This is a genomic window from Exiguobacterium sp. R-39, from assembly GCF_049942815.1.
Taxonomy (GTDB): Bacteria; Bacillota; Bacilli; order Exiguobacteriales; family Exiguobacteriaceae; genus Exiguobacterium_A.
In genome coordinates, this window is sequence record NZ_CP187965.1 from 573,756 (window position 1) to 599,989 (window position 26,234).

A 26,234-nucleotide genomic window follows, 5' to 3' on the forward strand; every position below is an offset into this window, starting at 1 on the left:
CGAGTGTAGCGGCTACAGAATGTTAGACGATTAAAAAGAATAGGAGTGTTCTTTATAGTTCCCGAAGACCGTATGAATTTCAGAAAACGTAACAAAAGCGTTTGATTCGACAGAGGACACAATTTCCTGGAGCTTGAGAATTTCATTATTCTGGACGACGACATAGACCATCTTTTTCGTCCGTTTCGAATAACCGCCACGTGCATCAAGAATTGTTACGCCACGTCCGAGTTCTTTTGTGATTACTTCATTGATTTCATCGGCTTTTTCACAAATGATGATACATTGTTTAGAAGCGGAGTAAAAACTATACACTGTCTGAAGTGCTTTCGCCCGAACGAAACTCATGATTAACGCATACATGACATGCTTCAAATCAAATACGAACCAGACGAGTACATAGATGACTAAATCCTGCATTAAAAAAATACGGGGAAGCGGCCAATTGTGAAAGCGGGCATAAAAGAATTTTCCAAGGATGTCGAGTCCGCCTGTCGAGGCGCCGCCAAAGAAAATTAAAGCCATCGCTAAACCAGAGACGAGGCCGGCAAAGATGGAAGCAACCAGTGGATCATTTAAGGATTCCGGAACGATTTGCGTCGGAATCCAATCAATTAAAAATGATGAAGCCAGGACGATGAGACCGGATAAAAACATAAAACGTTTTCTCAAAAAACGAAATCCAAGTAAAAAAAGTGGAATGTTTAAGACAAGTTGTGTCAAACCAATTGGCGTGTGGAATAATTCCTGAACAATAAGTGTGATTCCCATGATTCCGCCGGATCCGATATCGTTTGGCGACAAGAGAAGACTGATGTACAACGAGTACAGCAATGTCCCAATCAAGAGAAAACCGATTTTCTCTGTACGTTTTTTCTTTGCAGGCTGTTTAGTTTTCATTGTAAGTGATGAGAAATCTCATGCTCCTCCTCCATAAAGTATCTGCCTGCAAGAGTACGCTGATATGAAGATTAATTCAACCCCTGATTTGAAAAAAGAACAATAAGATCAGCTGGTTTTAAGAAAGGAGAGCATTTTTTTGAAAAAAATCATACTGTTCATTCTGTGTATCGGGATCGGGCTGTCGGCAGGTTCGTGGGTCGTCTGGAATCAGCAGCAGCCACCGGAAGAAGAAAGTTTTAAAGATGGTCATGTCATTGCACGTCATGTCGGGACATCAGTGTCCAATACCGCTGCGATTGAAGAATTGGTCAAGCAGTTGCCGTTTTCCGAAGTGCTGACCGGTGTAACAGTGGATGGTACGGCAGTCAAGCTGACATACAAACCTACCGAAAAAGAACAGGCGGACTGGACAGGAAGCAGCGGGAAGATGATCGAATCCGGCAAGGCCTCATTTTTGGAAAGTCGTTTATCCAAGTTGATCATGCATCATACGTTAGCACTTTTTTTGAGTGTATCTGATTTATCCGAACTTCAAATTCATTATCGGGACTCATTTTCTGATGTCACGTTTGATATGGACAGACTACGTATTGAAGACTATACACCCCGGGATATTGAACGTGCCAGTTCTTCCGCAAACCGGTTTAATCGTGTCGTTGTCGAGGACTATGTACTCGTAGATTCCAGGCGGGCGGTATTCTTTGAAAAGTTCCAAGAATCGTTGCGGATCCTTCCTGAAAAGTAGTTGTATTCACCAAGAAAAAGCACTTTTCACAAACTTGACACAATGGTATCGGTTACATCCTTTTCTTTTAATAAAACGCTAAATAGTGTCTATTCATGACTTGAACATCTTATAAGATGGAAGTATGATAATAAATGAACAGACATTGTGAAGTGCTGAACAAAAGAAAGTGGGGTTTCTACAATGAATGAAGTAGAAGCATTAGAAGGATTACGGAAAAAAGCTGTCAAATCGACGCAAATGCTACGGATGCGTCCGCTCGAATATTTGGTTCGAGCGATGTTAGCAGGAGTATTCATTGGTTTTGCCATCATATTTACACTTAAAGCAATCAACGGTTTATATTTAAATGAATCACCGGTTACGACACTGGTCGGTGGGTTAACGTTTGGTGTCGCGCTTGTCTTGATCGTGTACGGGGGAGCAGAATTATTTACCGGAAATACGATGTATTTCACGACGTCGACAATGCGTGGTTTCACTTCGAAAATGGATACGTTTAAAGTATGGACATTATGTTTCATCGGAAACGGTCTCGGTGGACTCGCTTTCGCTTTACTTTTCTCACAAACAGGGATTATTCAGGAACTTGGAATGGAGAACTGGTTGTTTGCTGTTTCCGAGACGAAAATTCATCATACGACATGGGAGATCTTTACACGAGCCATTTTCTGTAACTGGATGGTCTGTCTAGCGATTTTCATTCCGAAAAACATGAAAAATGAACTCGCACAAATCATGATGATGATGATTTTGGTCGCTGTATTCTTTGCATCCGGCTTTGACCATGTCATTGCCAACATGGCATTGTTCTCACTTGCTTTAGTCGTCCCGCATCCGGAAGCGATTTCCTTTGCCGGCGCGATTCATAACCTGGTTCCGGCGTTGTTGGGAAACATTATCGGTGGAGCACTGTTCATGGGAATGGTTTACACATGGCTCAATAAATCGAAGCTTGAAGTAGATCAATCGAACGAACAGGCCGCAACAATCAATATCGCTTCAAAACAAAAAGCGTAAAATGGTAAGTTCTATGCGTTGAAGAGCAAAAAAGAAGGATCCGATGAAAAAATCGGATCCTTCTTTTTTTGATGTTTGCCATTAGTGCCTGTTGTCATTCAAGGTGTTGAAAACGATCAACATCTGCGGCCAGTTCTTCATAAATAGCCTCGACGATTTGGGCATCATCAAACAGTCCTAAAATATTTTCGTCAGGTAAAGCATCGACCGGGGACGTGAAGTAAAGAACAGCGGTCAATAAAAGTTGCTCCTGTTCCGGTTGCATCTCGAAACGTTTGTTGTACAAAGCGCGTAACATGTCGAGCAACTGTTTGAGTTGGAAGTAAAGAACAAGTTCTGCTTCGCGTTCGACATCCGAGCCGTCCTCAGAGGCAAGGTCTGTCGTCAACCGGGCTAATCCGAGTTCTCCTTGGATTAATAAGTCTTCTTGTGCTTTCGCATTTCCGACAGCTGTTAATGCTTGTCGGTGGAAATAGGTATAAGCGGATTTAAAATCTCCTGGTGTAAATTCCATCATCAACACTCCTTCTGTATCTCTAGTTTCGCCTTATTTCTTGCAAAATTGCAACTATTTCGTGAAAATAAGAGTAATAGTTGAAAGGGGATTACATAATGCCGACTCAAGAACAATTAAAAAAGTATGCTGCACTTGCCGTACGTACAGGAATCAACCTGCAAGCCGGTCAACAGCTCGAAATTCGGGCGGGGATTGAAAATGCACCGTTAGTCCGTGAAATCACGCGTGTTGCTTATGAAGTGGGAGCTTCAAATGTCTACGTTCAATGGTCAGATGACGAAATGACGAAAATCCGTTATTTTGATGCACCGGAAGATTCATTTGATGCATTCCCGGAATGGTTAAAAGCCCGTTTTGATCAATTGGCAGAGGAAAAAACAGCCTTCTTGTCCGTTGTCAGTGAAGATCCGGATTTATTGAACGGTGTGGAATCAAGTCGAATTGCACGAGCGAACAAAGCCGCTGGTGTTGCGTTGGCAAATTGGCGCAAGTTCGTCATGAGCGATAACGTCAGTTGGTGCGTCATTGCAGCGCCGTCAGATGCCTGGGCGGCAAAGGTATTCCCAGACTCAGAAAACGCTGTAGAAGACCTATGGGATGCAATCTTGAAAGCGACACGTGTCGACCAGGACAATCCGGTCGTATCTTGGGAGCAACATGATGCCAACTTGCGGACGAAAGCTACCTTCCTGACAGAAAAGAAATACAATAAGTTGCATTATTCAGCACCAGGTACAGAACTGACGATTGAATTGCCGGAGCGTCACGTCTGGCTCGGTGGAGGTGGACCGAATGCGGATGGCGTCGACTTCATCGCCAACCTGCCGACGGAAGAAGTCTTCACGTTACCGAAGAAAACGGGCGTCAACGGTCATGTGTCAAGCACAAAACCACTCAGCTACAGCGGGAACCTGATTGATGAATTCACGTTATGGTTCGAAGACGGAAAAATCGTTAAAGCTGAAGCGAAACAGGGACAAGCAGCGCTTGACGAACTCATCTCATTGGATGAAGGTGCCCGTTATCTCGGAGAAGTGGCCCTCGTGCCTCATCACTCACCGATTTCAGATTCCGGTATTTTGTTCTACAATACGTTGTTTGACGAGAATGCTTCATGTCACTTGGCGATTGGTCGCGCCTATTCCACTTGCCTTGAAAATGGACCAGGTTTGTCCAACGAAGAATTAGCCGCACAAGGTGCGAACGATTCAATGACACACGTCGATTTCATGATTGGTTCAGGTCAGATGTCAATTGACGGCGAATTGTCTGATGGTACACGCGAACCACTGATGCGTGACGGAAACTGGGCAATCTGATAAAGGTTTTTGCGTATTGGAAAGAAAAAAGGGAGCCACCGGACATGATGAACATGTCGGGTGGCTCCCTTTTTTGATCTGATGTGCTTGAAAAGAATTAAGCTTCTTCTCCGATGATTTTCACTTCAGGTTCAAGTAAGATGCCGAACTTTTCTTGAACGGTTTCCTGCACGTGGCGAATAAGCGAAATGTAGTCAGTCGCTGTCGCGTCTTGGATGTTGACGATGAAACCGGCATGTTTTTGAGAAACTTCTGCACCACCGATGCGTGCACCCTGTAATCCGCTATCCTGAATTAATTTACCAGCGAAATATCCTTCCGGTCGTTTAAAGACACTCCCGCAAGAAGGGTATTCAAGTGGTTGTTTTGTCTCACGTTTATGTGTCAAATCATCCATCATTTCTTTGATCAGGGCAGGATCGCCTTCTGTTAGTGAAAAACGTCCTTCTAAAATGATGTACTCTTTTTTCGAAAAACAGCTCGTCCGGTATCCGAGCTCAAGCTCTTCCTGTGAGATATTCAATAACTCGCCTTTACGTGTCAAGACGGTTGCGCTGTGGAGACAGTCTTTTACTTCTCCGCCATATGCTCCGGCATTCATGATCAGGGCTCCGCCAATCGTTCCGGGAATACCGCAGGCGAATTCAAGCCCGCTTAAAGCATGGTCGTAGGCGATACGTGAAGCCTGAATAATCGCAGCACCGCTTTGAGCAATCAGTTCGTGACCTTCAACCGAAATATCCGTTAACTTTTCAAAAGATAAAACGATCCCACGGATACCCCCGTCACGGACGACGAGATTCGAGCCGTTTCCGAGCATCGTCAACGGGAGATCATTTTCGTACGCATAACGGACGGCGAAGGCAGTTTCTTCGTATGTCGACGGGATGAGGAAAAGATCTGCCAATCCACCCATCTTCGTATACGTATGGTTTTTTAAGGGTTCATTAATTAAAACAGCTTCTTTTGCAATACCTTCATATAATCCAGCTAACAATTGCTCAGTCATCATGTCTCAGTCCTTTTTCATAAATTCCATTCAGCCAAAAAAACGCTCAAAATATATTTTACACTAATTCCGTGATTGATGTTTAGCATACTGTTCCCAAAATACAGAGTTGACAGATAAAAAGCAAGCTGTTCGGGAAGAATGTAATCGAATCAACATGTATATGTTGTTTTCTTTTTATAAAAATGAACGGATTAGGAATGAATGAAAGTAAAAAAGGGATAAATAAAGAAAAGACTGTTATTCGGAAAGCGGGGGATTGAAATGGAGAGTGAACGACTGGAAATGCGACCGTTTGTAGAAGAAGATTTTACTTTTTATAAAAGTCTTGTGCAAAATGAACAAGTCATGCGGTATATCAACGGCGGTGTCATGCTGGAAGAAGATGAGGCGCGAAATTGGTTCGAACGTCAATTCGATCGTTATGAGGATGAACGGCAAACAGGTTTTTTACTGTTGATCAAAAAAGAGACGCATGAACCCGTGGGTTTTGCCGGATTAGTTTTACAACAAGTTGATGGAATCGATGAATTAGAAGTCGGCTACTGGTTGACGCCCATTCATTGGAAAGTAGGGTATGGCAGGGAAGCGGCCAAACGATTAATGCGTGAAGCGTTCGAACGGGGACATAATCGTCTGATTTCAATCATGCACCCAAAAAATCATTCTTCGCAAAATGTCGCTCGTGCGAATGGGTTACAATGGGAGAAAGATACGATTTTTAACGGAATTCCAGTTGTCATTTATTCTTGCCGGTTATCCCGGCTGTTCAGAGGTTGATTTTTCAAAAGTACAGAGGAGCGGATCAGGTATGTATCACACGAAGTGGATGGCATTTGATGAGTTGGATGGTGCACGCTTATATCAATTATTAAAATTAAGAACGGATATATTTGTGGTAGAACAGAACTGTCCGTATCCAGAACTCGATAACCGTGACCAAGAGGCGCTGCATGGTCTAGCGTACGACGGGGAACGCTTGATTGGCTGTCTGCGTATCTTACCGAAGAAGCCGTCGGGCGCAGTCGCAATCGGTCGGGTGGCGGTACAAACCGATTACCGGTCAAACGGTGTAGCAAGAAGACTGCTGAATGAAGCGATTGCCCACATTCAAGGACAGAATGAAGCATTGATTGATCTTCAGGCTCAGGCACATTTAAAACAATTTTACAGTTCATTTGGTTTTAAGGAAATATCGGACGTATATTTGGAGGACGGAATTCCCCATCTGGACATGCAGATGAGCGTAAAGGAAGTTTCAAAAAGACTTCAGGAATAAGACGGACAAACCGATGAAGAGAGCAGGAAGAACTTTGTCTGGAGGTGAGTCAGTCATTGAAAAAAGTACTGGTCATTCTCGCGTTAAGTTTGATTGGCGTGTTGTCGTTTGCTGTCGGAATTTCCTACGCTGAACTTCAAAGCAGCCAGCGCAGTGCGGAAGAGCAGTTAGCGAAGATGTTGCAGGCACAACATGACATCGATAAAACGTCACTACTCGAAGTAAAGGCCTCTTTTTCAATTCAACATCGTCAAGTGATTAAAGTACGTCTGCGCGGTGAACCGGCCATCACTTATAAATTCATTCAGCCTAAACAACAGATTGAATACAGCGGTTCGATTGGAACCAGTGTCGAAAAAACCGGAAAACAGGATGAAGCATTCCGGAATTCACATCTTCAGGTCAGTAAAAAATGAAAATCTTGGTCGCTTCCTTTTCCGTAGAAGCCACCAAGATTTTTTTTGAGCCTTTCAAGACGATTCAATATTGCGTACACTACGAAGAGAGACAACATGCAGGAGGACTAAAATTATGAAAAGATTTGTTAAAAACGAAGCAATCGCTCCAGCGATGACTGCTTTTCTTACACTTGAGAGTGAAACCTTTCAGACATACAATCAACTATTGACAGAACAAGAACGAAAAGCTTTGAATTTTATCGGACGAGCCGTTGCGTTGCAATCAGATAAACACCTTACTTTAGCCCTTGAGACGAAACAACCGCTGATCGAGGTGGATCGCCTGTTGATAAAGTTGGCAGAAAGCGGTCAGGGAGCGTCACTCTTTCAACAATTACTTACGAATGGACTGGATTTGAATCAAATCATGACAGTGGAAGGCCACCGGTCGCTTGTCAGACAGCCGTTATCTTTCCCGGTAGGTCTATATACCGTCTATGATCACGTCTTGTTTCAACTTGCCGTCGATTCAGGTTTGTACCTCGATTACACAACGGTTTTGCAACGGAGTGACCGTTTTCTTGAAACGGATGAAATCAACACACTGGATATCGTCTTATTGTTGACGCACGAACAAGCACTGGATGAACAGAGCCTTTCTCTGTTTAAACATCCGGCGACCGTCGGCTTGGTTGAACGTCTTCAACGAGCAAAGTTCGAAAGTGTCCGACCAATCATTGATCATACCCGTTACGAAGTAGCATTTCAGTATGCCAAACATTTTCCGCTCTTTTATGCCATCGTCGGTCGCCAGACTGAACAATTTCCGAAAATGTTAGAGGATGTTTTGACGGAACCAAATCAGCAAGAAATCGTAAAAGATGCATTGTTGGCGTTCCATAATCATCAGCCGGGTCTTGCGGCAAGCATGGGAACGGACTATTACGAAAGTTTATTTGTCATCGGCAGCCAATTAAAACAACAGGCAGGCATTGATTTTAAGGAACTCGACAATCAATATGTACTCGATGAATACGTGGACATCGTTCAGCGGTTACGTGACTAACGAAACCGGTTCAGAGGAGTAACGGTGCCAATTCGAAAAAATTTGAATATCACAAAAAGCAGTCGGCTGATACAGACGAAGCGCTTCTTGATGTGTAGAACAACAATACACTTCAAACGATAAGATATTTTTCTTGTGTAACTTCGTTTGGAAGGTGTCTAAAATCCGGCGCCCGTAGCCTTGATTTTTTAATTGCGGCAAACAGGCAATTTCCAAAAGGCGGACGACTTGTTTATGCTGTTCCATTAAAATGGTTCCAACAATCGTTTTCTTGTCATAGACGAGATAAGGCAAAACACCTTGGTCGATTAAATAATCAAGATGGGCAGCATCGTAAGGAAAAAGAAATTCAGAATAACGGATGGCGTCGTTACGAATCGTCAAGAACAAATGCCGATTACGTGAGGAGAGAGGTTTGAACTGGACGGAGGCAGGTCGATCGTGTGTCAGACCAATCAGCCGAAACTGTTCACTGGATAAACAGTAACCTAAAGCGTTCCAAGTCGTGACAAATCCAAAGTCGTAAGGCGGTATGATTTGGACATCGATGTGACGGGGAGAAAACAAAAGTGCCTGTGAATGGACATAATGTGCGAGACGTTGGAATGCCTGTAAATCGGTGTAGGAAGCATTTAAGAGCTGAACAGAATGTTCGAAAACATGAAATCCGAGCGTAGCCTGCACACACTCTTCATTCCAAATCGTCCATTGCTGATGTTCGGTCGGTGGATAGGAAAATGATGAAGGGGGAGACGGATTGGTGCGGAGTAAATGATGGACCAAACGGCGTTGTGGATGAGATAACTGATCATACGATAAAATGTTCAACACGTGCACGTCCTTTCAGAAAAAATGAAAGCCAGTACATGAAGTATAACAAATAAATGGAATTAAAATGGTTATAATTGAAATTTAAGGTAAATGATTAGGTGGTGATGAGATGGCGAAACTGCTGATGGCGTTAGGCCTTTTTTGGATCTTGATTGGCATGAATCCTGTCCAAGCACAGGAAATCGAAAAAAAAGAAACAATCGTCCGGGAATCCACGACGTACGGTAGCTACGGGACGATGGATGAGATTATCACGGATCAAAAAGAGCCGACTTATGATGGCTTCGACTCACCAAATGACATGGCTTTTTTATTCGCCTGCATTGCGTTACTTGCGACAGTCGGATTAGGAATCGTGAATGCAACAGACTAAAGGAAAACGACGATAGGTTCTCGGGGATTACCGGAGAACCTATCGTCGTTTTTTTACCGGACATTGTCTTTTAAAAATGAATATGTTTTCGACGACCGACCCGTTCGATTCGGTCGTGTTCGTCATTTAATCCGGCCTGTTCAAGCAAATCCAGATAATACCGGAAGGGTGTCGAACGATGTGAAAAATAAGGGATATATTCTGTAAACAGCATTGCTTCAGCACGTTCGAGTTCGCGTAAGGCGATTAGGGCATGCAGTTCAGCAAAACGTATCTCTTGATATAACACGAGAATATCTGCGTCGATTCGAACTTTCATCTGGAGTTTCTTCGCATGTGTGTTCAACAATGCGACATAGGATTCCCGTTCACTCACATTCGTGCAATGGGTGAGGACGGCAAGGAAGAGATCACTTCGCTCCGTGTCGACATCGATTGGCACTTTGACAGCTGTATAGATGGCTCGTTGCATCCAAGACTGGTCTGATGCATCAAGTTTATAATAACCGACAAGTTCCTCGAACAATTCCACTTGCGTCACTTTAATCAACCGGAAGGGATCATTACTTAAGAAAAGCGGTTCTTCTCCGGCAGCTGAGGAGAGTAAAAAAAAGAATTCCTCAAAAGCAACCCGTGTTCCATTTTTCCGACCGATATAATGCCGTAAGTGTTTGAGCAGGCGTTTCGCAGTCACATACCAGTTTTTTTGTTCGCGCATGGAGACGAGCTCATTTGGCTCCAAATAGTGAAAATCATAAGCAAGCTGGATGAATTGTTCCGTTTGTTCGATGGTTTGTTCAACGGTCGGTTGGTCGTGTTCTTTTTGTAGTCCTTTATACTTAGCAAACTGGGATAACATCAAATCAAGGTCTTTTTCTTCGATGACTTGTTTGGGGAGCTGGCGATAGATTTCTACGATGATGTCGCGAAGGGTCGTATCGCCATATTGTTCAAGTAAAAGACGGAGCTTACGAATTCTCATGATCGCCCTCCTTCGACAAAAAGACACAACACTAGTTCTATCCTTTTCCCGATTTTTTTAAGAAGTAACCGACAGCGGGCGGAATTAACAGACGATTGTTTTTGAACATGGATATCTAACATTTGCACTTACTTAAATGTTTGCCTATCGTTAAGAGAATCATTAATCAAAGGGAGCGATTATTCATGAATGAAACAATCGAACAATTACTTAGCCACCGGTCTATCCGTAAATTTAAGCCCCATCAATTAGATCAAGAGACAATTGAGACGCTCGTTCGTTCTGCACAGTCGGCTTCTACGTCTTCTTATCAGCAGGCCTATGCCATCATCGGCATCGAGGACGAAGGACTTAAACAACAGTTGGTAGGTGTGGCGAGCGGTCAATCCTATGTCGCGGAAAACAGTTACTTTTTCGTTTTTTGTATCGATTATCATAAGCATATCTTAGCAGCAGAAATCGCATCAGGTTCCGTCGATCGGACGGTCGAAACGACGGAAGCGCTGATTGTCGGTGCGGTCGATGCCGGCTTAGCCGCCCAAAACTTAGTCATTGCAGCGGAATCATTAGGATACGGGACAGTCTATATCGGTTCGCTACGCAATGATGCTGCCAAAGTGAGTGAACTGTTGGCGTTGCCGAGCCATGTCGTTCCATTATTCGGAGTCGCGGTAGGGATTCCTGATCAACAGCCAGGGAAAAAACCCCGCCTTCCGATGGATGCGGTCTTCCACCGGAATACGTATACTAATGACGACACGATGCGCCGATTGTTGTCACAGTATGAAAATGAAACGTCTGCATACTACGGCGAACGGACGGATGGACGCCGGACAGAAGGCTGGGTCTATCAGATGGCTGCTTCGATGAAGGATCCGAAACGGACGTATATGCGTGACTTTTTACAGGAAAAACATTTAGCCCGAGATTGATACGGAGGTAACCTATGGAAGAATTTCATTCAGGACGTTCTCGTCTAGAACGTAAACGTCAGGAAGAGTTGCGTGAATCAGAAAAAATGGAGCAGGAAAAGGCATCGCGGGAATTCGCGGATGCACCTCGTGAGAGCGGACGATCTGCCAGTCAACGTTATTTAGACGAGCCGTCAAGACGATCGCGCGCGCATGAGGCTGCTCCTGAAAAGGCATCTAATGCAAAACGTCTGCAATCGGGTGCCGGAACCATCGTACGTTCAGGAACCCGATTAATTAGTTTAGCGCTGAATCGTTTTAGCCAACGCCGTGCATCAAGAAGCGGCAGAACGAAAGAACCAGTACGTGAAGCAGGTTCTGAGCAACGATTGAAAAAACAGCCGGTCCCAAAAAAGAAACGCCGATTCAAATCAAAGCTGATTGGTTTCTTATTACTTGTCGTGATTGCGGCCATTATCTTTGGATCACAACCGTTTACGTTTCTTCTAATCGGAAGTGACGCGCGACCGGGAGAGTCCCTGCGCGGTTCGAGATCAGACTCACTGTCCGTCATGCAATTCGTACCGCTCTCGCGGACAATTCAATTGACGTCGATTCCGCGGGATACGTATACGCCGATTGACTGTGAAAACGGGAAAAAAGATAAGATCACCCATGCGTTCGCTTACGGTGGCGAAGACTGTACGACCAGTGCAGTCAGTGGACTTCTGGATCAAGAGATCGACAGTAAGATTGTCATTTCATTTGACAGCTTCATCGGATTAATTGATGAAATCGGAGGGGTTGATTTAGTCTCGACAGGAACCTTCTCGGAACAAGATGCGAGCGGGAAAGCCAATCAGTATTCCTTCCAAAAAGGGAAAGAATATCATATGGACGGAGCGATGGCGTTAGCGTATTCCCGTCACCGTAAAACGGATACAGACGTCGCACGGGCGAATCGTCAATCGGAAGTCATTCAAGCAGTGGCGACGCATTTGATGAAACCGACGGGCTGGTCCAGTATTCCCGGAGCGAACCGCTATATGAAGGAAGAAATGAATTTAGATGTCAGCTTCCGTCAGATGATGTCAGCCGGTTTATCGCTCGCTTTGTTCTCAGAACGGGAACACTTTGAAGTTGAAGGTGTCAGTGAGCGGATGAATGGTATTTTCTATGATTTCCCGAAAGAAAAAGAGCTGAAGGAACTACGTGCGAAGCTCGATACGACATTTTATGGGACACTAAAAAACGATTAATTTTTCAAAACGGGTTTGTTCTTTCTCGAACAGTGGAAATTACTAAAGGTGACTAATCTATCGAGGAGGGACCTATCATATGAAAGTATTAGTTGTAGGTGCATCAGGTACAATCGGAGCTCGTGTCGTCAAGTCGCTCGCAAAAGGTCATCAAGTTACGGTCATCGTCCGCCATCAACACCTGGTGGAACGATTTGAAAAACTTGGTGTCAAGGCGCACTATGTCGATATCGAAACAGAACTCGAAAAAGTCATCGAACAGGGTGTTTCCGGTCAGGATGCTGTCATCTGTGCAGCGACAGCCGGTGTTGACGGGGAACCTACGGAAATCGAGTTACTCGACCGGACGGTTGCTTTAAAAACGATTGATGCTGCGAAAAAGGCGCGTGTTCGTCATTTCGTCCTCCTCAGTGCCTATGGTGCTGATCGTCCCAATCAGTTTAAAAAAGAAATGTATCCGTTTTTCGCTGCAAAAAACGCAGCGGAAGAACAGATTGAACATAGCGGACTCACTTACACCATCATTTGTCCGGTTGACATCGTTGGCGGAGAAGGACGCGGATTAATTGAGGCTGATGAAGACTTGAAGGATGTTAAGGAAGCTACAATTTCGGAAACGGATGTTGCTTCAATCCTGGTCGCTGCTGTCGACAACCGAGCGGTCTTTAATCGCCGCCTGGAAGTTAAAGAAGGTAAAACGGCATTAAACGAAGCGCTTGGTGGAGATGAAGCAGTTGGAAGCGTTAAAGACAACCGCCAAGTGAAAAAGCAATTACCACGTTATAATTAACGAAATGATGTAAAAATCGCTGAACGTATAAAGGTCGAAAGAAAAGTCGGTCTGAATCAGGAAACAGGAGTTGGAGAATATCCAGCTCCTGTTTTTTTGTACGCAAAACAAACTTCATACAAGACGGACAAAAAAGGTGAGCCCACACAGTCTACCTTTTTTGTCACAAAATAAGTGGACGATTCTGCTACACTGAACACATAGAGGAGTGACGAAATCAGTGAAAAAATATGTAATGTACCTGATGGCAGCAGTAATCATTTCAGGGATTGCCTATACGAGTTATAGCGCGTACCAGACCAAACAAAACCAACAACAAATCCAGGCGAAACAACAAGCAGAAGGTGGACTCGAAACAGGAATGAAAGCGCCTGACCTCGAAATAGAACAAGATGGTCAACCGATTCAATTGTCTGATTTGACGAATCAACTCATCGTCATCAATTTTTGGGCGACCTGGTGTCCTCCATGTCAGCAGGAAATACCAGAGTTAAATGCTTTCGCCAAGTCAACATCGATTCCGGTGTATGGGATCAATGTGACGACCGCAGAAAGACGATTGAGCGACGTGGAGCAGTTTTTGAAAAAAAATCCTATTACGTACTCGGTCCTTTACGATACAAAAGGACAATCAGAGAAAACGTATCAACTAGTGGCGATGCCAGCTACTTATATTATTGACGAAAAAGGGGCAATTGTCGGGAAACATGTAGGACCGGTCACGGAAGAAATGTTGAAAGAAATGGTGCGGAAGATCGGAGGATAACCGGATGGAATTATATTGTGAGGTGTGTACGTATCGTCAAGTCATTGAAGTCGGTCAGCAAGAAGAGTGGAAAGGATTTCCGTCCGTGTTGACTTATGGTATGGATAATTACGCATCAGCGTTACCTTTTTTATTCGTTCCGCCGTATCAAGAGCCGTTAGTCAGTCGTCAAAAAATTGATGACCGGATTCGGGCAGATTTGATTCGAACGTACCACGCCCACATCGATGAAATTGAGGACGGGTGGGTACCGCATCAATATGATGTATTTCAGTGTCCGACATGTCAACAAATCTCAACACGATTTTGGTGTGCCTTGTTTTTGAGGTCGTCAATCATTGAACCGATCCATCGGTGTGAACAAGATAAATCGGTGTTGGTTCGACTTTCTTTGGATGAAATCACACAAACGTCCTGTCCCAACTGTGAACAACAGACACTCCATATCCGTTAAACGTACAAAAGCCATCTGTCGCAAGAAACGACTATTCGAGACAATGTGTCTGCTAGTCATTTTAAGCGGTCAGATGGCTTTTTAAATGTCAACCCATTTGCCGAAACGAAAACGTTTGAAAGGAAGACTGAGTAGAACTAGTTGCGTCAATTGAGTAATTTGATCCGTCGAATAATATTGTGTCACCAAGCCTTGCTTCAGTAGGCAAATAGCGACGGGGGATGAAACTTGAACCGTTCTCCCAGAGAAGAACAGCATATTTGCCATCAAGCCGTTCCAGTGTGCCACGTTTGATCATAATCGAACTCCTCCTACAAAATTACATCGAACGCATCCTCAGGGTCAGGTGCAAGTTTCTCTTTTTATAATTCGCTGTAATTTTTTAATCTTATGTTTGGTATATTCCCATTTCCTTTTGAATTTACACATGTTTATTTGCAATTGCTGAATTCTGTACAATATTTGTCAAACAAAATGAAAATGAATATATTTTTAAATAATTTTCCAAGAAAAAAGCAGAACTGAAAAATCAGTTCTACTCTCAATACTATTCGGTGAAAGATATTGTTTAAGCCACCAAGTTTTCGGCAACCTTTTTAGTCGGACGAATAAAGGCAAACACAAATGTGAAGAACGGGGAAAGCAATAAGAAAAAGGCAAATGGTACGTACGCGGTAACGGGAACACCGAGTGTGGATGCGAAGAAGGCACCGGATACGCCCCAAGGAATCAACGGATTCACGAGAGTTCCCCCGTCTTCGAGAGCGCGTGAGAGGAAGCGCGGATCAATCGAACGATCTTTAAAAATCTTTTTAAATGCTTGACCGGGTAACAAAATCGACAGGTATTGCTCACCGGCCATAAAATTGACCCCGATTGAAGCAAGAGCAGCCGATGAGATAATACTGCCATCCCGTTTTAGTTTTGAAACCGTTCTTTCGATGATGACATCAATGACGCCAATCCCGCGAAGAACGCCACCAAAAGCCAGAGCGAGCATGACAAGCGAGACGGACCACATCATCGACTGGAGACCACCTTTACTGACGATACTCGCGACAGTGTTGTTGTCTGTTTCGATCTTTAATCCATTTTGAATGACGCTCATCCATTGTCCGACATTCCAGTTGCCTTGTGTCAATCCCGTCAATAGCAGACCGCTTAGGACGCCGGCGATCAAAGTCGGAACGACAGGAGTTTTTCGTAATGCAAGAATCATCACGAGTAAAGGGGACAGTAGTGTCCAAGGTGAAAGATTGAACAGAAGCGCCAACTCTTGTTGCGTAGACCCGATGGTTTGCGAATCAATTGCGCCATTTCCCTGTCCGAAGATGAAGAAGAGGATGAAAGTGATTGTAATGGCGGGCACTGTCGTTCCCATCATAAAACGAATGTGGTCAAAGACAGAGACATTAACGATTCCGGGTGCAAAATTCGTTGTATCTGATAATGGAGACATCTTATCTCCGAAACAGGCACCGCTGATGATGGCACCGGCGGCAAGGGCAGGATCGACACCAAGTGCTACTGCGATTCCCATCAAAGCAACACCGACCGTTCCGATTGTTGTAAAGGAGCTACCGGTAAACGTGGAAACAATCATCGTAATGATTAAAGCACTTGGTGCAAACCATGTTGCAGAAAGTGTTTCAAGTCCGTAGTGGAGGAGTGTCGGAACAGCTCCGCTCATCATCCAGACAGCAATCGTCATACCGACAAGTAACATGATCAAGATCGGTTTGATTGCTTCACGAATACCATTGATCATATGTTGTTCCAGCTGTTCGTATTTAAAGCCACGAAAAGCGGCATAAGCTACGACAAAAATCAGACTGGATAATATAGCGAGGTGCGGTTCGGCTTTGGCACCGAATATGACAGATAATAATATAATGATACTAACTCCTAGGACAGCTGCGGATTCACGAAAGGATATACGCATGCTTCCACCTCCTTGATTCTATGTTGCGTTTATGCTTGTTTGCTTTTACGTACGAAAGTAAAGAACAGTTGTTATGTTAAAGGATATGAATTCATTCGTCAACTATCTGAATTTCACTCGATATAACTAAAAATCATCGGAATATACGAAAATGTGACGATTTTTTGTCGTAAACGCTTTCTTTTTCACTGAAAATCTTGCACAATAGGAAATAAGAGATGTCGATTTTGTGAACAGGAGGGAATACATATGTTTACTGCAATTTTTTTCGTAGTCATTGCAATAATGGGAGCCAGTGTTTATGGAATTGATCACATGGTCGCTCAGAAAGCAGAAAAAAGATAATTTGATTTTTAGATAAAAAAGGCTTTGATCAGTCACATCTACCACGATGTCATTGATCAAAGCCTTTTTTTATGTTCAAAATAAATAAAAATACATTTGACAGCATAAATATACATATGTTTAAATCGAGTTATCATTTAACGGCAAAGGAGTTTCCATCATGAAATGTACGATTGTAGGTGCGACCGGATATGCTGCGATTGAGCTGATACGACTGATTGAATTACATCCTCATTTAGAAATCGTCTCCTTGATCAGCGATTCGCAGACCGATCAGGAAATGAATCAGTTATACAGTTTTATGAATAAAAAACAGTTTCCGGTACTGACAGCTTTCTCATTGGAACAGATTGAAGCAGTTGAAACCGATCTTTTATTTTTAGCAACGCCAAGTGGAATTTCTACTAAATATCTAAAACAGTTACATGACTGGAAAGGAACAGTCATCGACTTGAGTGGAGACTTACGTCTTGAAAAAGCATTGTATGAAGAATGGTATCCCCATGAAGGAGTCGATTCGGACCTTCAAAAAAAAGCAACCTACGGACTGACGGAATGGAAGCGGGATCAGATTAAGGACAGTCGTTTGATTGCCAATCCCGGTTGTTATGCAACGGCCATCTTACTTGGATTACTCCCATTATTAGAAGAACACGTAATTGATCCGTCGCAAATCATCATTCATGCAAGCTCTGGATTATCAGGTGCAGGAAAAACGTTGACGGAACAAACACACCATGTCCGGTCGAGTGAAAATGTCAGATTGTACAAAATGAATCATCATCAACACATTCCGGAAATTGAATCCATTGCTGAAGAGATTACCGGACACAAAATCACTGTGTCTCTCGCGACTTATCTAGTACCGCTCAATCGCGGGATCATGGCGACGATGACGTTACAGCCTCTTGTCGAAAAAACGGAAGCGCAGTGGCGAACATGGTTCAGTGAAAAATATAAAGAAGAACCATTTATCCGCGTCGGACAAGCCGATCCGGAAATCAAATCGGCAGCCGGAAGCAACTACTGTGATCTTTCGGTTTACCTGGATACGCGTACAGGAAGACTGACGGTCGTATCCGTCCTGGATAACATGCAAAAAGGCGCATCCGGACAAGCAATCCAAAATGCGAACTTGATTAGTGGATATCCAGAAACGCTCGGTCTGACACAACAGCCATTCTTTATATAGAGGGGACCATGACTATGTTGAATATACAACTGACATCACCATTAACCGTGACGACACCAAAAGGATTTAAAGCGACAGGAATCCATGTCGGACTTAGACGTAAACGGAAAGATTTAGCACTTTTAATATGTGAAGCGGGTGCCGATGCTGCAGCGGTCTACACGACCAATCAGGTCCAGGCAGCACCGATTACGGTGACGAAACAGGCGATGGCAACATCAGGCGGAAAGGTACATGCCGTTTTAGTCAACAGCGGGAATGCCAATGCCTGTACAGGTCAACTCGGACTCGAACATGCATATGCTTCGCAACAAGCTGTTGCCGAGCAGTTTCAATTGGCTCAGGAACACGTTGTCATCGCTTCGACCGGTATCATCGGACAACCGCTCGCCATCGATACGTTACTTCAAGGAATCGAACAGTTGCAGCCGGAGAAAGGCGAAGAGAAAGCCGATGATTTTGCACTGGCTATTTTGACGACCGATACAGGTACGAAAACAGCCGGGCGCCAAGTCTGGTTAAATGGAGAACTGGTTTCGGTCTGCGGGGTTGCGAAGGGTTCGGGGATGATTCATCCGAATATGGCAACGATGCTTGGATTTTTAACGACCGATGCCTCAATTCCTTCTCCGTTATTACAGGATACCTTGAAATCTGCAGTCAACCGGACGTTTAACTGTATCACCGTCGATGGTGACAGCTCGACGAATGACATGGTGATGATTCTTGCGAGCGGGGCCGCACAATCACAGTCAATCCAACCGGGAACAGACGAACTGGCACAATTCCAACAAGCAGTTGAGGAAGTATGCCAGGACTTAGCGAAACAAATTGCACGTGATGGTGAAGGTGCGACGAAGCTGATTGAAGTCAACGTCCATGGTACGGCGAATGAATGGACTGCCCGGAAAATTGCCAAACAGATCGTAGGATCTTCACTCGTGAAAACAGCGATTTTTGGTGAAGATGCGAACTGGGGACGTATCATTGCAGCTGTCGGCAGCATTGATGAACCGATTGATGTCGGACAAATTGATATCCGGATCGGTTCTCAGTGGGTCCTGCGTCACAGTATGCCGATTTTATTTGATGAATCGTTAGCGTCGCGAGAACTCGCACAAGAGGTTGTTGAAATCGAAGTACATTTAAATCAAGGACCTGCCAGTGGCTATGCATTTGGTTGTGACTTGACGTATGACTACATCAAAATCAATGCGAGCTACCGGACATGACGAAACGTAAATTAATCAAACTGGGTGGAAGTATCTTTGAACAATTGGATCCGCGTTATTACGAAGAATGGAATCAGTGGCTTGCTAAGAAAAATGAATTGATTATCCTCCATGGCGGTGGTCCGGCTTTATCGGCCTATTGTCAGGACATGAATATCAAAGCCGAATTCAAAAATGGTATTCGGATGACGACAGAAGCAGTTCTTCTGGGAGCGGAACGGGTTCTCGGAGGAGAAGTGCAATCCAAAATCGTCTACACCTTGAATGAAAATGGACTGCCGGCAATCGGTTTGACGGGAATTGACGGAGCCAGTATTCGCGGAAAACAGCAACCGGCGTTCGGAGCAGTCGGAGAAGTGACGCAGATTGATCCGAAGTTGTTTATGACACTGATGGAATCGGGATTCATCCCTGTCGTCACCTCTTTGATTACAGGGATGGAAGGAACGTTGAATTGTAATGGAGACACGTGTGCGGTTGCTTTAGCGGCAGGGCTGGCTGTCGATGAATTCGAATTACTGACAGATGTATCCGGTGTCAGGCTGAATGGAACGTTTCAGACAGAGGTGACAGTTTCAGAACTGGAGGCGGGCATCGGATCGGCGGAAATCGATGGTGGAATGATTCCGAAAGTCGAAGCCGTCATCGAAGCGGTCCGACAAGGGATACATCAGGTCAAGATTCGTTCTGGACACGACGTGACGAGCCGAGGGACACGGATTAAGGAGGAAACCAATGAGCGCTTTACTACCGACGTATTTACGTCATGATATTGAATTAGTCGAAGGGAAGGGATCGTTCGTCAAGGATACGACAGGGAAAACCTACCTGGATTTCATGATGGGAATTGCCGTCTGTAACACCGGTCATCGTCATCCTCATGTGGAACAGGCATTACAGGAACAACTGCAAAAATTATGGCATACGTCTAATTTATTCGTCAGCAGTAAACAGGAACGAGTCGCAGCGATGTTGACCGAAAACAGTCATTTGAGCCATGTCTTCTTTTGCAACAGTGGGACAGAAGCGAATGAAGGGGCATTTAAGCTGATTCGAAAATGGACGCAGAAAAAAGAAATCCTGACGTTTAGTCAGTCCTTCCACGGAAGAACCTTCGCCATGATGGGAGCAACGGGTCAAGACAAAATTAAAGCCGGGTTCGGAGAGATGGTTCCGGATTTTAAGCATCTGACTTTTAACGATTTCGACAGCCTTGAAATGATCACGGACCAAACTGCTGCCGTCTGGCTTGAAGTGATTCAAGGAGAAGGCGGGGTAATCGTAGCGGGAAATGCCTGGTTAGAAGCGTTGATGGAGAGAGTTCGGAAGTTTGATGTGAAAGTAGTCATCGATGAAGTACAGACAGGTATCGGACGCACCGGATCGCGTTTCGCCTTTGAGCAGACGCCGTTAAAGCCGGATATCATTACCGTGGCAAAAGGTCTCGGAAGTGGATTCCCGGTCGGAGCAATCATCACGACACCGGAAGCGACGGCCATTTTCACACCGGGTACCCACGGTTCGACATTCGGAGGGAATCCATTGGCGATGGCGGCGGCAGAAGCGACACTGGATTTATTGTTAAACGATCAGCAAATGAAACAAGTTCAACTAAAAGGGCTTTATTTGATGCAACAACTCGCTCAATTGCCGAAAACGATGGTTCAGGACATCCGCGGACGTGGATTGATGATTGGGGTTGAATTTCATGAACCGGTCTCACCGCTGATCTCGGCGTTGCAACAATCCGGAATGCTCGTCGTCAGTGCGGGATCAAATGTCATTCGATTGTTACCATCTTTGTTCGTTACGGAACAGGAACTCGATACGGCTGTCGAAAAGATCAAGTCAGTATGTCAACAGGAGGTCATGATGTGAAAGCGTTAGGGGCATTAAAATTAGCGGATGGGCAAGTATATCCCGGTGAGTTCATGGGCACTTCGTCCGTTCAAGGAGAGGTCGTATTTTTCACGGGAATGACCGGTTATCAAGAAGTGTTAACCGATCCTTCCTACCGGGGACAAATCATTGTTTTTACGTATCCCCTCATCGGACAATATGGCATTTCAGAGCAGGATTCAGAAAGTTGCCAGATTCAAGTATCGGGCGTAATTGTTCAGACATTGGCGAACAACGGATTACGGTCGGACTTGGCTGATTGGTTGGCAGCATCGGATGTACCGGTTTTGACTCAAGTCGATACGCGGGCACTGGTCCATCATTTGCGCAATCATGGTGATCAAATCGGTACGATCACAAGCGACGCCTCACCTGTTCAGAAACAGTCGAACTTGATTGCGGCCGTCTCGACGAAACAGCCGGAAACTTATCAAACTAGTCACGAAGCCGGACATATCGTCTGTCTCGACTACGGGGTTAAAAAATCGATGATTGAGGCGTTGCAGGTACGTGGGATGAAAGTGACGGTCGTTCCGTTTGATACACCGAAGTCGGTCATCGACGCATTGCAACCCGATGGTCTGCTTTTCTCAAATGGACCGGGAAATCCGAGTCAGCTCGATCATTTGATTCCTGAAATCAAGGAACTGGCGCTTGCCTATCCGACGCTCGGCATCTGTATGGGGCATCAACTGATTGCGAAATCTTTTGGTTGTCAAATCGAAAAACAGCATCACGGTCATCGTGGAGCCAATCATCCTGTCCGTCAGGTAAAGACCGGACGTGTCTTCATGACATCACAAAATCACGGGTATGTTGTCCAGGCGGGCAGTGTCCGGAAATCTGAATTGAATGTCGCATATGAGCATATCAACGATGGTTCAATCGAAGGGCTGTTTCATCCGACACACCCTATCTTGACAGTTCAGTTTCACCCGGAAGCCCATCCCGGTCCACTGGAGGCAATGGTGATATTTGATCAATTCGTGACGAGCATCTTAAAGCAGGAGGTAGCATATGCAGGAACATAAAAAAGTCCTGGTCATCGGATCAGGCCCGATCGTGATTGGTCAAGCAGCAGAATTTGATTACTCGGGTACACAGGCATGTCAAACACTTCGGGAAGCGGGATGCGAGGTCATGTTGATGAATTCGAATCCGGCTACGATCATGACGGATCCATCAACAGCGGATCATATCTATATCGAAGCAATGACGCTTGAAAAAGCGACTGCCATTATCAAACGTGAGCGACCGACCCATTTATTAGCGACAGTTGGGGGACAAACCGCTTTAAATCTTGCTTTATCACTCGAAGAGGCGGGAGTGCTTGAGCAGTATCAAGTCGAACTGCTGGGAACATCACTTGAGACGATCCGGGACGGCGAAGACCGCGAACGGTTTAAACAACGGATGCTGGAACTGAATCAACCGCTCCCGATCAGTCAAACGATTGAGACACTGGAAGAACTGGAAGGATTCATGGAAAAGGCAGGAGTCCCGCTTGTTGTCCGTCCTGCATTTACGCTAGGAGGAACCGGGGGCGGTATTGCTCAAACGAAAGCAGATGCCCGCAAACTTGCAGCGAATGGACTTCAGGCCAGCCCGATTTCACAATGTCTCGTCGAAGCCAGCATTGCCGGTTATAAAGAAGTCGAGTACGAAGTGATGCGGGATGCTTTTGATACGACGATCATCGTCTGCAACATGGAGAATATCGATCCGGTCGGTGTGCACACGGGAGATTCTGTCGTCTTCGCACCCATCCAATCGATATCCGATCAAATGAATCAAACCTTACGGACGGCATCACGGGAAATCGTTTCAGCGCTCGGTGTCGTTGGGGGATGTAATATCCAATTTGCAATCCATCCGACAGAACAGACGTACTATGTCATTGAGGTGAATCCCCGGGTCAGCCGTTCTTCGGCTTTAGCTTCAAAAGCAACGGGTTACCCGATTGCGAAATTAGCGACCCGTCTTGCACTCGGTGAGCGTCTCGATGATTGCATCAATCCGGTGACGAAAGAAACGATGGCCAGTTTCGAACCAGTCCTGGATTATGTCACAGCTAAAGTTCCTTGTTTCCCGTTTGATCTTTTCCCTGTAAGTGACCGCACACTCGGTACGCAGATGAAGGCGACCGGAGAAAGTATGGCGATGGGGAAGACACTCGAGGAAGCCTTACAAAAAGCATGGCGCGGTGCCGGAATCGAACAAGCCCCGTTGTATCCGGGCTGGATGAAAGAGGCCGAAACGGATGTATTATGGCAGGAAGTCAGCCAAATCACGGACCGCCGATTGTTAGCGATGTTGGCATTGCTGGACCGACAGGCGACGACACACAACGAGTTAGCTGAAAAAACACAAATCCAGTCATTGTTCATCACGACGCTCGAGACTTTGATTCTGATGCAGGAAACGTTGGATTTGAATTTAAAAGAATCGCTGCAACAAGCAAAACGCTTCGGATTTACCGACCGGCAGATTGCGCAGATTGCCGATGTATCGGTGGAAGTCGTCCAGCAACAACGCCGTTCCTTTCTAATTCTGCCGAGTTTTCAAATGATTGATACCTGTGGAGCAGAATTTTCAAGTCTGACGCCGTACTTTTACGGCAGTTGGTCCGGCCGGACGGAAGTCACGCCATCCAGCCGGAAGAAAGTTGCTGTCCTCGGGGCCGGACCGATTCGGATCGGACAGGGAATCGAGTTTGACTACTGCTCGGTCCATGCCGTCCGTGCCTTGCAGCAAGCCGGTTATGAAACGATTATGATCAACAATAATCCGGAAACCGTTTCGACCGACTTTGAGGTCGCGGATCGTCTTTACGTCGAACCGTTGACGATTGAAGATGTTGTGCATGTCCTGGAAGCAGAGCAATGTCAGCAGGTGCTTGTCCAGTTCGGCGGACAGACCGCCATCACACTGGCAGCCGGGCTCGAACAGCTGGGTTACCAGCTGTTAGGGACGACGGCAGACACAATTGACGAGATGGAAGACCGTGATCGTTTTTATCAGTTTTTGGACCGGTTACAGATTGACCGCATACCGGGTCAAGAAGTTTCAAACCCTGAAGAGCTGACAGCAGTCGTACAAAAACTTGGTTATCCGTTGATGATTCGTCCATCGTACGTCATTGGCGGAAAAGGAATGCATCGTTTAACGACAGCAAGCGATTTAGAGAAATTATTGCCGGAAATCGCATTTCCGATCCTGGTGGATGCGTACATCGAAGGACAAGAGTTCGAAGTCGACTGCATTTCAGACAAGACAACCACGTACGTACCGGTCATCATGGAACAAATTGAAGCCGCCGGTGTTCATTCGGGTGATTCAACGATGATTTTACCCCCGGTTTCAGCTTCGGCAGACTTACAGGACGAGATTGAACGGATTGCGCAAACAATCGGTCAACACTTGGATTACCAAGGGGCCTTCAATATTCAGTTTGTCGTCAAAGATCAAACGATCTATGTGCTCGAGATTAATCCCCGCGCATCACGGACGTTACCGATCGTCTCGAAGGTGACGGGACAACCGTTGCTTGAATGGGCTGTTCAAGCAGCCATCGGGATGCAAGTCGATGCCTTGCCGACTGCTCGATTGACATTGCCGTTTCATGCCGTCAAGACGCCGGTTTTTTCAACATTGAAGTTACGTGGGGTTGATCCGATGACAGGTCCTGTCATGCGTTCAACCGGAGAAACGTTACAGTGGACGGAAGCGGGATTTGCCAAAGAACGGTTCGTCTTCGATCAGACGACGAAAGCCGCGATGTCGAAACGCACACGTCGTATCTGTGGAGCGGGAACCCACACATGGTCGGACGGAGAGGAACTAGAGCAGGATACCGAGTTTGATACGTGTCTCGTGTTCTTCTCAAAGGCGGAAGAGGAACGGATCCAACGGGAAAAAGCACTTGCTCAGGGAGCGATTGTCATTACTGAAGAACATCTTGCCCACTATTTTGAATCCGTCCAAGCTATACCGATGTGTACCGTGAAACGGTTAGCCGAATGGACGAAACAAAAGGAGCCGATCCAATGACGACAACACAACGATTAAAACATTTGCTGACACTGGAAGAGTTGACCGCAGAAGGACTGACTGAGTTGCTGGAACTGGCGAAGGCCGTCAAAGCCTCTCCTGCGACTTATGCTCAAACACTTGCAGGAAAAAAAGTTGCTTTGCTGTTTGAAAAAGCATCGACGCGCACACGGATTTCTTTTGAAGTCGGTGTCGTCGAATTAGGGGGATATCCGGTCGTCTTAAACGGATCGGATATGCAAATCGGTCGCGGAGAATCTCTCAGCGATACGATTCAAGTCATGAGCCGTTATGTTGACGCCTTGATGATTCGGACCTTTGCCCATGAAACGGTCGAGACGTTAGCGGCACACGGGACAATTCCAATTATCAACGGATTGACTGACCTTCATCATCCGTGTCAGGTGTTAGCTGATTTACTGACGATCGAAGAACATTTTGGTCAACGTCAAGGCAAGATACTCGCTTATGTTGGAGATGGAAACAACATGGCACATTCGCTGCTTTTAGGAGGAGCGTTAAGTGGAATGACAGTTCGAATTTGCAGTCCGGCCGCCTATGCACCGGATCAAACGATTATCGATCAAGCAAAAGTACTGGCACAAAAGTCAGGCGGCCGAATCGAACAATATACGGATCCTGTTCAAGCGGTTGCGGGTGCAGATGTCATCTACAGTGATGTATTTGCCAGCATGGGACAAGAAGAAGAGTCGGCAGATCGTCTGAAAGCATTCCAAGGATATCAAGTCAATCAAGCGTTATTGATGACAGCTGCTGACGATGTGATTTTCCTGCACTGTCTTCCGGCACATCGCGGGGAAGAAGTGACGGCAGAAGTCATTGACGGCAGTCACTCACTTGTATTTGACCAGGCGGAAAACCGGCTCCATGCTCAAAAAGCATTAATGATCGAATTGATTGGAGTAATGGACTAAGCGAAAAGACAGACTGT

Annotated in this window: 27 protein-coding genes; 20 read left to right on the forward strand and 7 right to left on the reverse strand. The window is 45.4% G+C overall.

The genetic code is table 11. The features are described from left to right. Positions 1-30: 30 nt before the first annotated feature. Positions 31-900, reverse strand: coding sequence for a YitT family protein (locus ACP26N_RS02985; RefSeq protein WP_114596883.1), 870 nt, complete (start codon positions 898-900; stop codon positions 31-33). A 139-nt stretch (positions 901-1,039) separates the two neighbouring features. On the opposite strand from ACP26N_RS02985, the gene ACP26N_RS02990 reads away from it, so the two are divergent. Continuing rightward, entirely contained in the window at positions 1,040-1,648 is a 609-nt protein-coding gene (locus ACP26N_RS02990) for a hypothetical protein (protein ID WP_214855460.1), read from the forward strand. A gap of 183 nt (positions 1,649-1,831) precedes the next feature. Further along, positions 1,832-2,668 carry a formate/nitrite transporter family protein gene (locus tag ACP26N_RS02995; RefSeq protein ID WP_026829220.1) on the forward strand — a complete coding sequence of 279 codons (837 nt, stop codon included), beginning with the start codon at positions 1,832-1,834 and terminating at the stop codon, positions 2,666-2,668. A gap of 94 nt (positions 2,669-2,762) precedes the next feature. Here the strand turns inward: ACP26N_RS02995 and ACP26N_RS03000 are convergent, their stop codons facing one another. After that, a complete protein-coding gene (locus tag ACP26N_RS03000) occupies positions 2,763-3,182 on the reverse strand; it encodes a DUF1232 domain-containing protein (RefSeq protein WP_233494596.1) in 420 nt (139 codons plus the stop codon). Between the two features lie 98 nt (positions 3,183-3,280). On the opposite strand from ACP26N_RS03000, the gene ACP26N_RS03005 reads away from it, so the two are divergent. Then, entirely contained in the window at positions 3,281-4,504 is a 1,224-nt protein-coding gene (locus ACP26N_RS03005) for an aminopeptidase (RefSeq protein WP_426354752.1), read from the forward strand. A 97-nt stretch (positions 4,505-4,601) separates the two neighbouring features. Here ACP26N_RS03005 and murB read toward each other — a convergent pair whose 3' ends face one another. Next, complete coding sequence (murB, locus tag ACP26N_RS03010) at positions 4,602-5,516, reverse strand: UDP-N-acetylmuramate dehydrogenase (RefSeq protein WP_114596878.1); 915 nt, start codon at positions 5,514-5,516, stop codon at positions 4,602-4,604. A gap of 261 nt (positions 5,517-5,777) precedes the next feature. Between murB and ACP26N_RS03015 the strand changes: the two genes are divergently transcribed. From ACP26N_RS03015 to ACP26N_RS03030, 4 genes are all read left to right on the forward strand, one after another. Next, a complete protein-coding gene (locus ACP26N_RS03015) occupies positions 5,778-6,293 on the forward strand; it encodes a GNAT family N-acetyltransferase (RefSeq protein ID WP_426354754.1) in 516 nt (171 codons plus the stop codon). Between the two features lie 31 nt (positions 6,294-6,324). After that, on the forward strand, positions 6,325-6,792 hold the full coding sequence (locus tag ACP26N_RS03020; protein WP_131973633.1) for a GNAT family N-acetyltransferase: 468 nt from the start codon (positions 6,325-6,327) through the stop codon (positions 6,790-6,792). Positions 6,793-6,848: 56 nt separating this feature from the next. Next, positions 6,849-7,208 (forward strand): hypothetical protein, encoded by a 360-nt coding sequence (locus tag ACP26N_RS03025; RefSeq protein WP_131504253.1) that lies wholly within the window; start codon positions 6,849-6,851, stop codon positions 7,206-7,208. A gap of 115 nt (positions 7,209-7,323) precedes the next feature. Beyond that, entirely contained in the window at positions 7,324-8,256 is a 933-nt protein-coding gene (locus ACP26N_RS03030) for a hypothetical protein (RefSeq protein WP_214855454.1), read from the forward strand. Here the strand turns inward: ACP26N_RS03030 and ACP26N_RS03035 are convergent. After that, positions 8,245-9,087: a GNAT family N-acetyltransferase gene (locus tag ACP26N_RS03035; protein ID WP_131973631.1), complete on the reverse strand. Its 843-nt coding sequence runs from the start codon at positions 9,085-9,087 to the stop codon at positions 8,245-8,247. The two genes, ACP26N_RS03030 and ACP26N_RS03035, sit on opposite strands and share 12 nt — an antisense overlap. A 109-nt stretch (positions 9,088-9,196) precedes the next feature. Between ACP26N_RS03035 and ACP26N_RS03040 the strand changes: the two genes are divergently transcribed. Further along, positions 9,197-9,460: a hypothetical protein gene (locus ACP26N_RS03040; RefSeq protein WP_131973630.1), complete on the forward strand. Its 264-nt coding sequence runs from the start codon at positions 9,197-9,199 to the stop codon at positions 9,458-9,460. Positions 9,461-9,530: 70 nt separating this feature from the next. Here the strand turns inward: ACP26N_RS03040 and ACP26N_RS03045 are convergent, their stop codons facing one another. After that, complete coding sequence (locus ACP26N_RS03045) at positions 9,531-10,442, reverse strand: hypothetical protein (protein WP_131504249.1); 912 nt, start codon at positions 10,440-10,442, stop codon at positions 9,531-9,533. 185 nt (positions 10,443-10,627) lie between these two features. Between ACP26N_RS03045 and nfsA the strand changes: the two genes are divergently transcribed. The 5 genes from nfsA (at position 10,628) to ACP26N_RS03070 (ending at position 14,622) form a co-directional block, all read left to right on the forward strand. Beyond that, positions 10,628-11,374, forward strand: coding sequence for an oxygen-insensitive NADPH nitroreductase (gene nfsA, locus ACP26N_RS03050; protein ID WP_131973629.1), 747 nt, complete (start codon positions 10,628-10,630; stop codon positions 11,372-11,374). A 14-nt stretch (positions 11,375-11,388) separates the two neighbouring features. Then, on the forward strand, positions 11,389-12,612 hold the full coding sequence (locus tag ACP26N_RS03055) for an LCP family protein (RefSeq protein WP_426354756.1): 1,224 nt from the start codon (positions 11,389-11,391) through the stop codon (positions 12,610-12,612). Positions 12,613-12,691: 79 nt separating this feature from the next. Continuing rightward, complete coding sequence (locus ACP26N_RS03060; protein ID WP_131973628.1) at positions 12,692-13,402, forward strand: NAD(P)-binding oxidoreductase; 711 nt, start codon at positions 12,692-12,694, stop codon at positions 13,400-13,402. 220 nt (positions 13,403-13,622) lie between these two features. Beyond that, positions 13,623-14,168 carry a TlpA family protein disulfide reductase gene (locus tag ACP26N_RS03065; protein WP_131504246.1) on the forward strand — a complete coding sequence of 182 codons (546 nt, stop codon included), beginning with the start codon at positions 13,623-13,625 and terminating at the stop codon, positions 14,166-14,168. A 4-nt stretch (positions 14,169-14,172) separates the two neighbouring features. Next, positions 14,173-14,622 (forward strand): hypothetical protein, encoded by a 450-nt coding sequence (locus ACP26N_RS03070; protein WP_131973627.1) that lies wholly within the window; start codon positions 14,173-14,175, stop codon positions 14,620-14,622. A gap of 88 nt (positions 14,623-14,710) precedes the next feature. Here the strand turns inward: ACP26N_RS03070 and ACP26N_RS03075 are convergent, their stop codons facing one another. Together ACP26N_RS03075 and nhaC are read right to left on the reverse strand one after the other, a co-directional pair. After that, positions 14,711-14,920 (reverse strand): DUF3006 domain-containing protein, encoded by a 210-nt coding sequence (locus ACP26N_RS03075; RefSeq protein WP_026829204.1) that lies wholly within the window; start codon positions 14,918-14,920, stop codon positions 14,711-14,713. A 270-nt stretch (positions 14,921-15,190) separates the two neighbouring features. Next, positions 15,191-16,564: a Na+/H+ antiporter NhaC gene (nhaC, locus tag ACP26N_RS03080; protein WP_426354758.1), complete on the reverse strand. Its 1,374-nt coding sequence runs from the start codon at positions 16,562-16,564 to the stop codon at positions 15,191-15,193. 505 nt (positions 16,565-17,069) lie between these two features. Here nhaC and argC point away from each other — a divergent pair. From argC to argF, 7 genes are read left to right on the forward strand one after another with little or no spacing between them, the layout of a single operon-like run. Further along, positions 17,070-18,101: an N-acetyl-gamma-glutamyl-phosphate reductase gene (gene argC / locus ACP26N_RS03085; RefSeq protein ID WP_426354760.1), complete on the forward strand. Its 1,032-nt coding sequence runs from the start codon at positions 17,070-17,072 to the stop codon at positions 18,099-18,101. 14 nt (positions 18,102-18,115) lie between these two features. Beyond that, entirely contained in the window at positions 18,116-19,333 is a 1,218-nt protein-coding gene (argJ, locus tag ACP26N_RS03090) for a bifunctional glutamate N-acetyltransferase/amino-acid acetyltransferase ArgJ (protein ID WP_426354762.1), read from the forward strand. After that, entirely contained in the window at positions 19,330-20,103 is a 774-nt protein-coding gene (argB, locus tag ACP26N_RS03095; protein ID WP_188005171.1) for an acetylglutamate kinase, read from the forward strand. Before argJ ends, argB begins: the two co-directional genes overlap by 4 nt. Continuing rightward, positions 20,069-21,211 (forward strand): acetylornithine transaminase, encoded by a 1,143-nt coding sequence (locus ACP26N_RS03100; RefSeq protein ID WP_426354764.1) that lies wholly within the window; start codon positions 20,069-20,071, stop codon positions 21,209-21,211. The genes argB and ACP26N_RS03100 overlap by 35 nt, the downstream gene beginning before the upstream one ends. Next, on the forward strand, positions 21,208-22,263 hold the full coding sequence (locus ACP26N_RS03105; protein ID WP_131504238.1) for a carbamoyl phosphate synthase small subunit: 1,056 nt from the start codon (positions 21,208-21,210) through the stop codon (positions 22,261-22,263). The genes ACP26N_RS03100 and ACP26N_RS03105 overlap by 4 nt, the downstream gene beginning before the upstream one ends. Beyond that, positions 22,250-25,282 (forward strand): carbamoyl-phosphate synthase (glutamine-hydrolyzing) large subunit, encoded by a 3,033-nt coding sequence (gene carB / locus ACP26N_RS03110; RefSeq protein ID WP_426354765.1) that lies wholly within the window; start codon positions 22,250-22,252, stop codon positions 25,280-25,282. The genes ACP26N_RS03105 and carB overlap by 14 nt, the downstream gene beginning before the upstream one ends. After that, positions 25,279-26,217: an ornithine carbamoyltransferase gene (argF, locus tag ACP26N_RS03115; protein WP_131504236.1), complete on the forward strand. Its 939-nt coding sequence runs from the start codon at positions 25,279-25,281 to the stop codon at positions 26,215-26,217. The genes carB and argF overlap by 4 nt, the downstream gene beginning before the upstream one ends. Positions 26,218-26,234 lie beyond the last annotated feature (17 nt).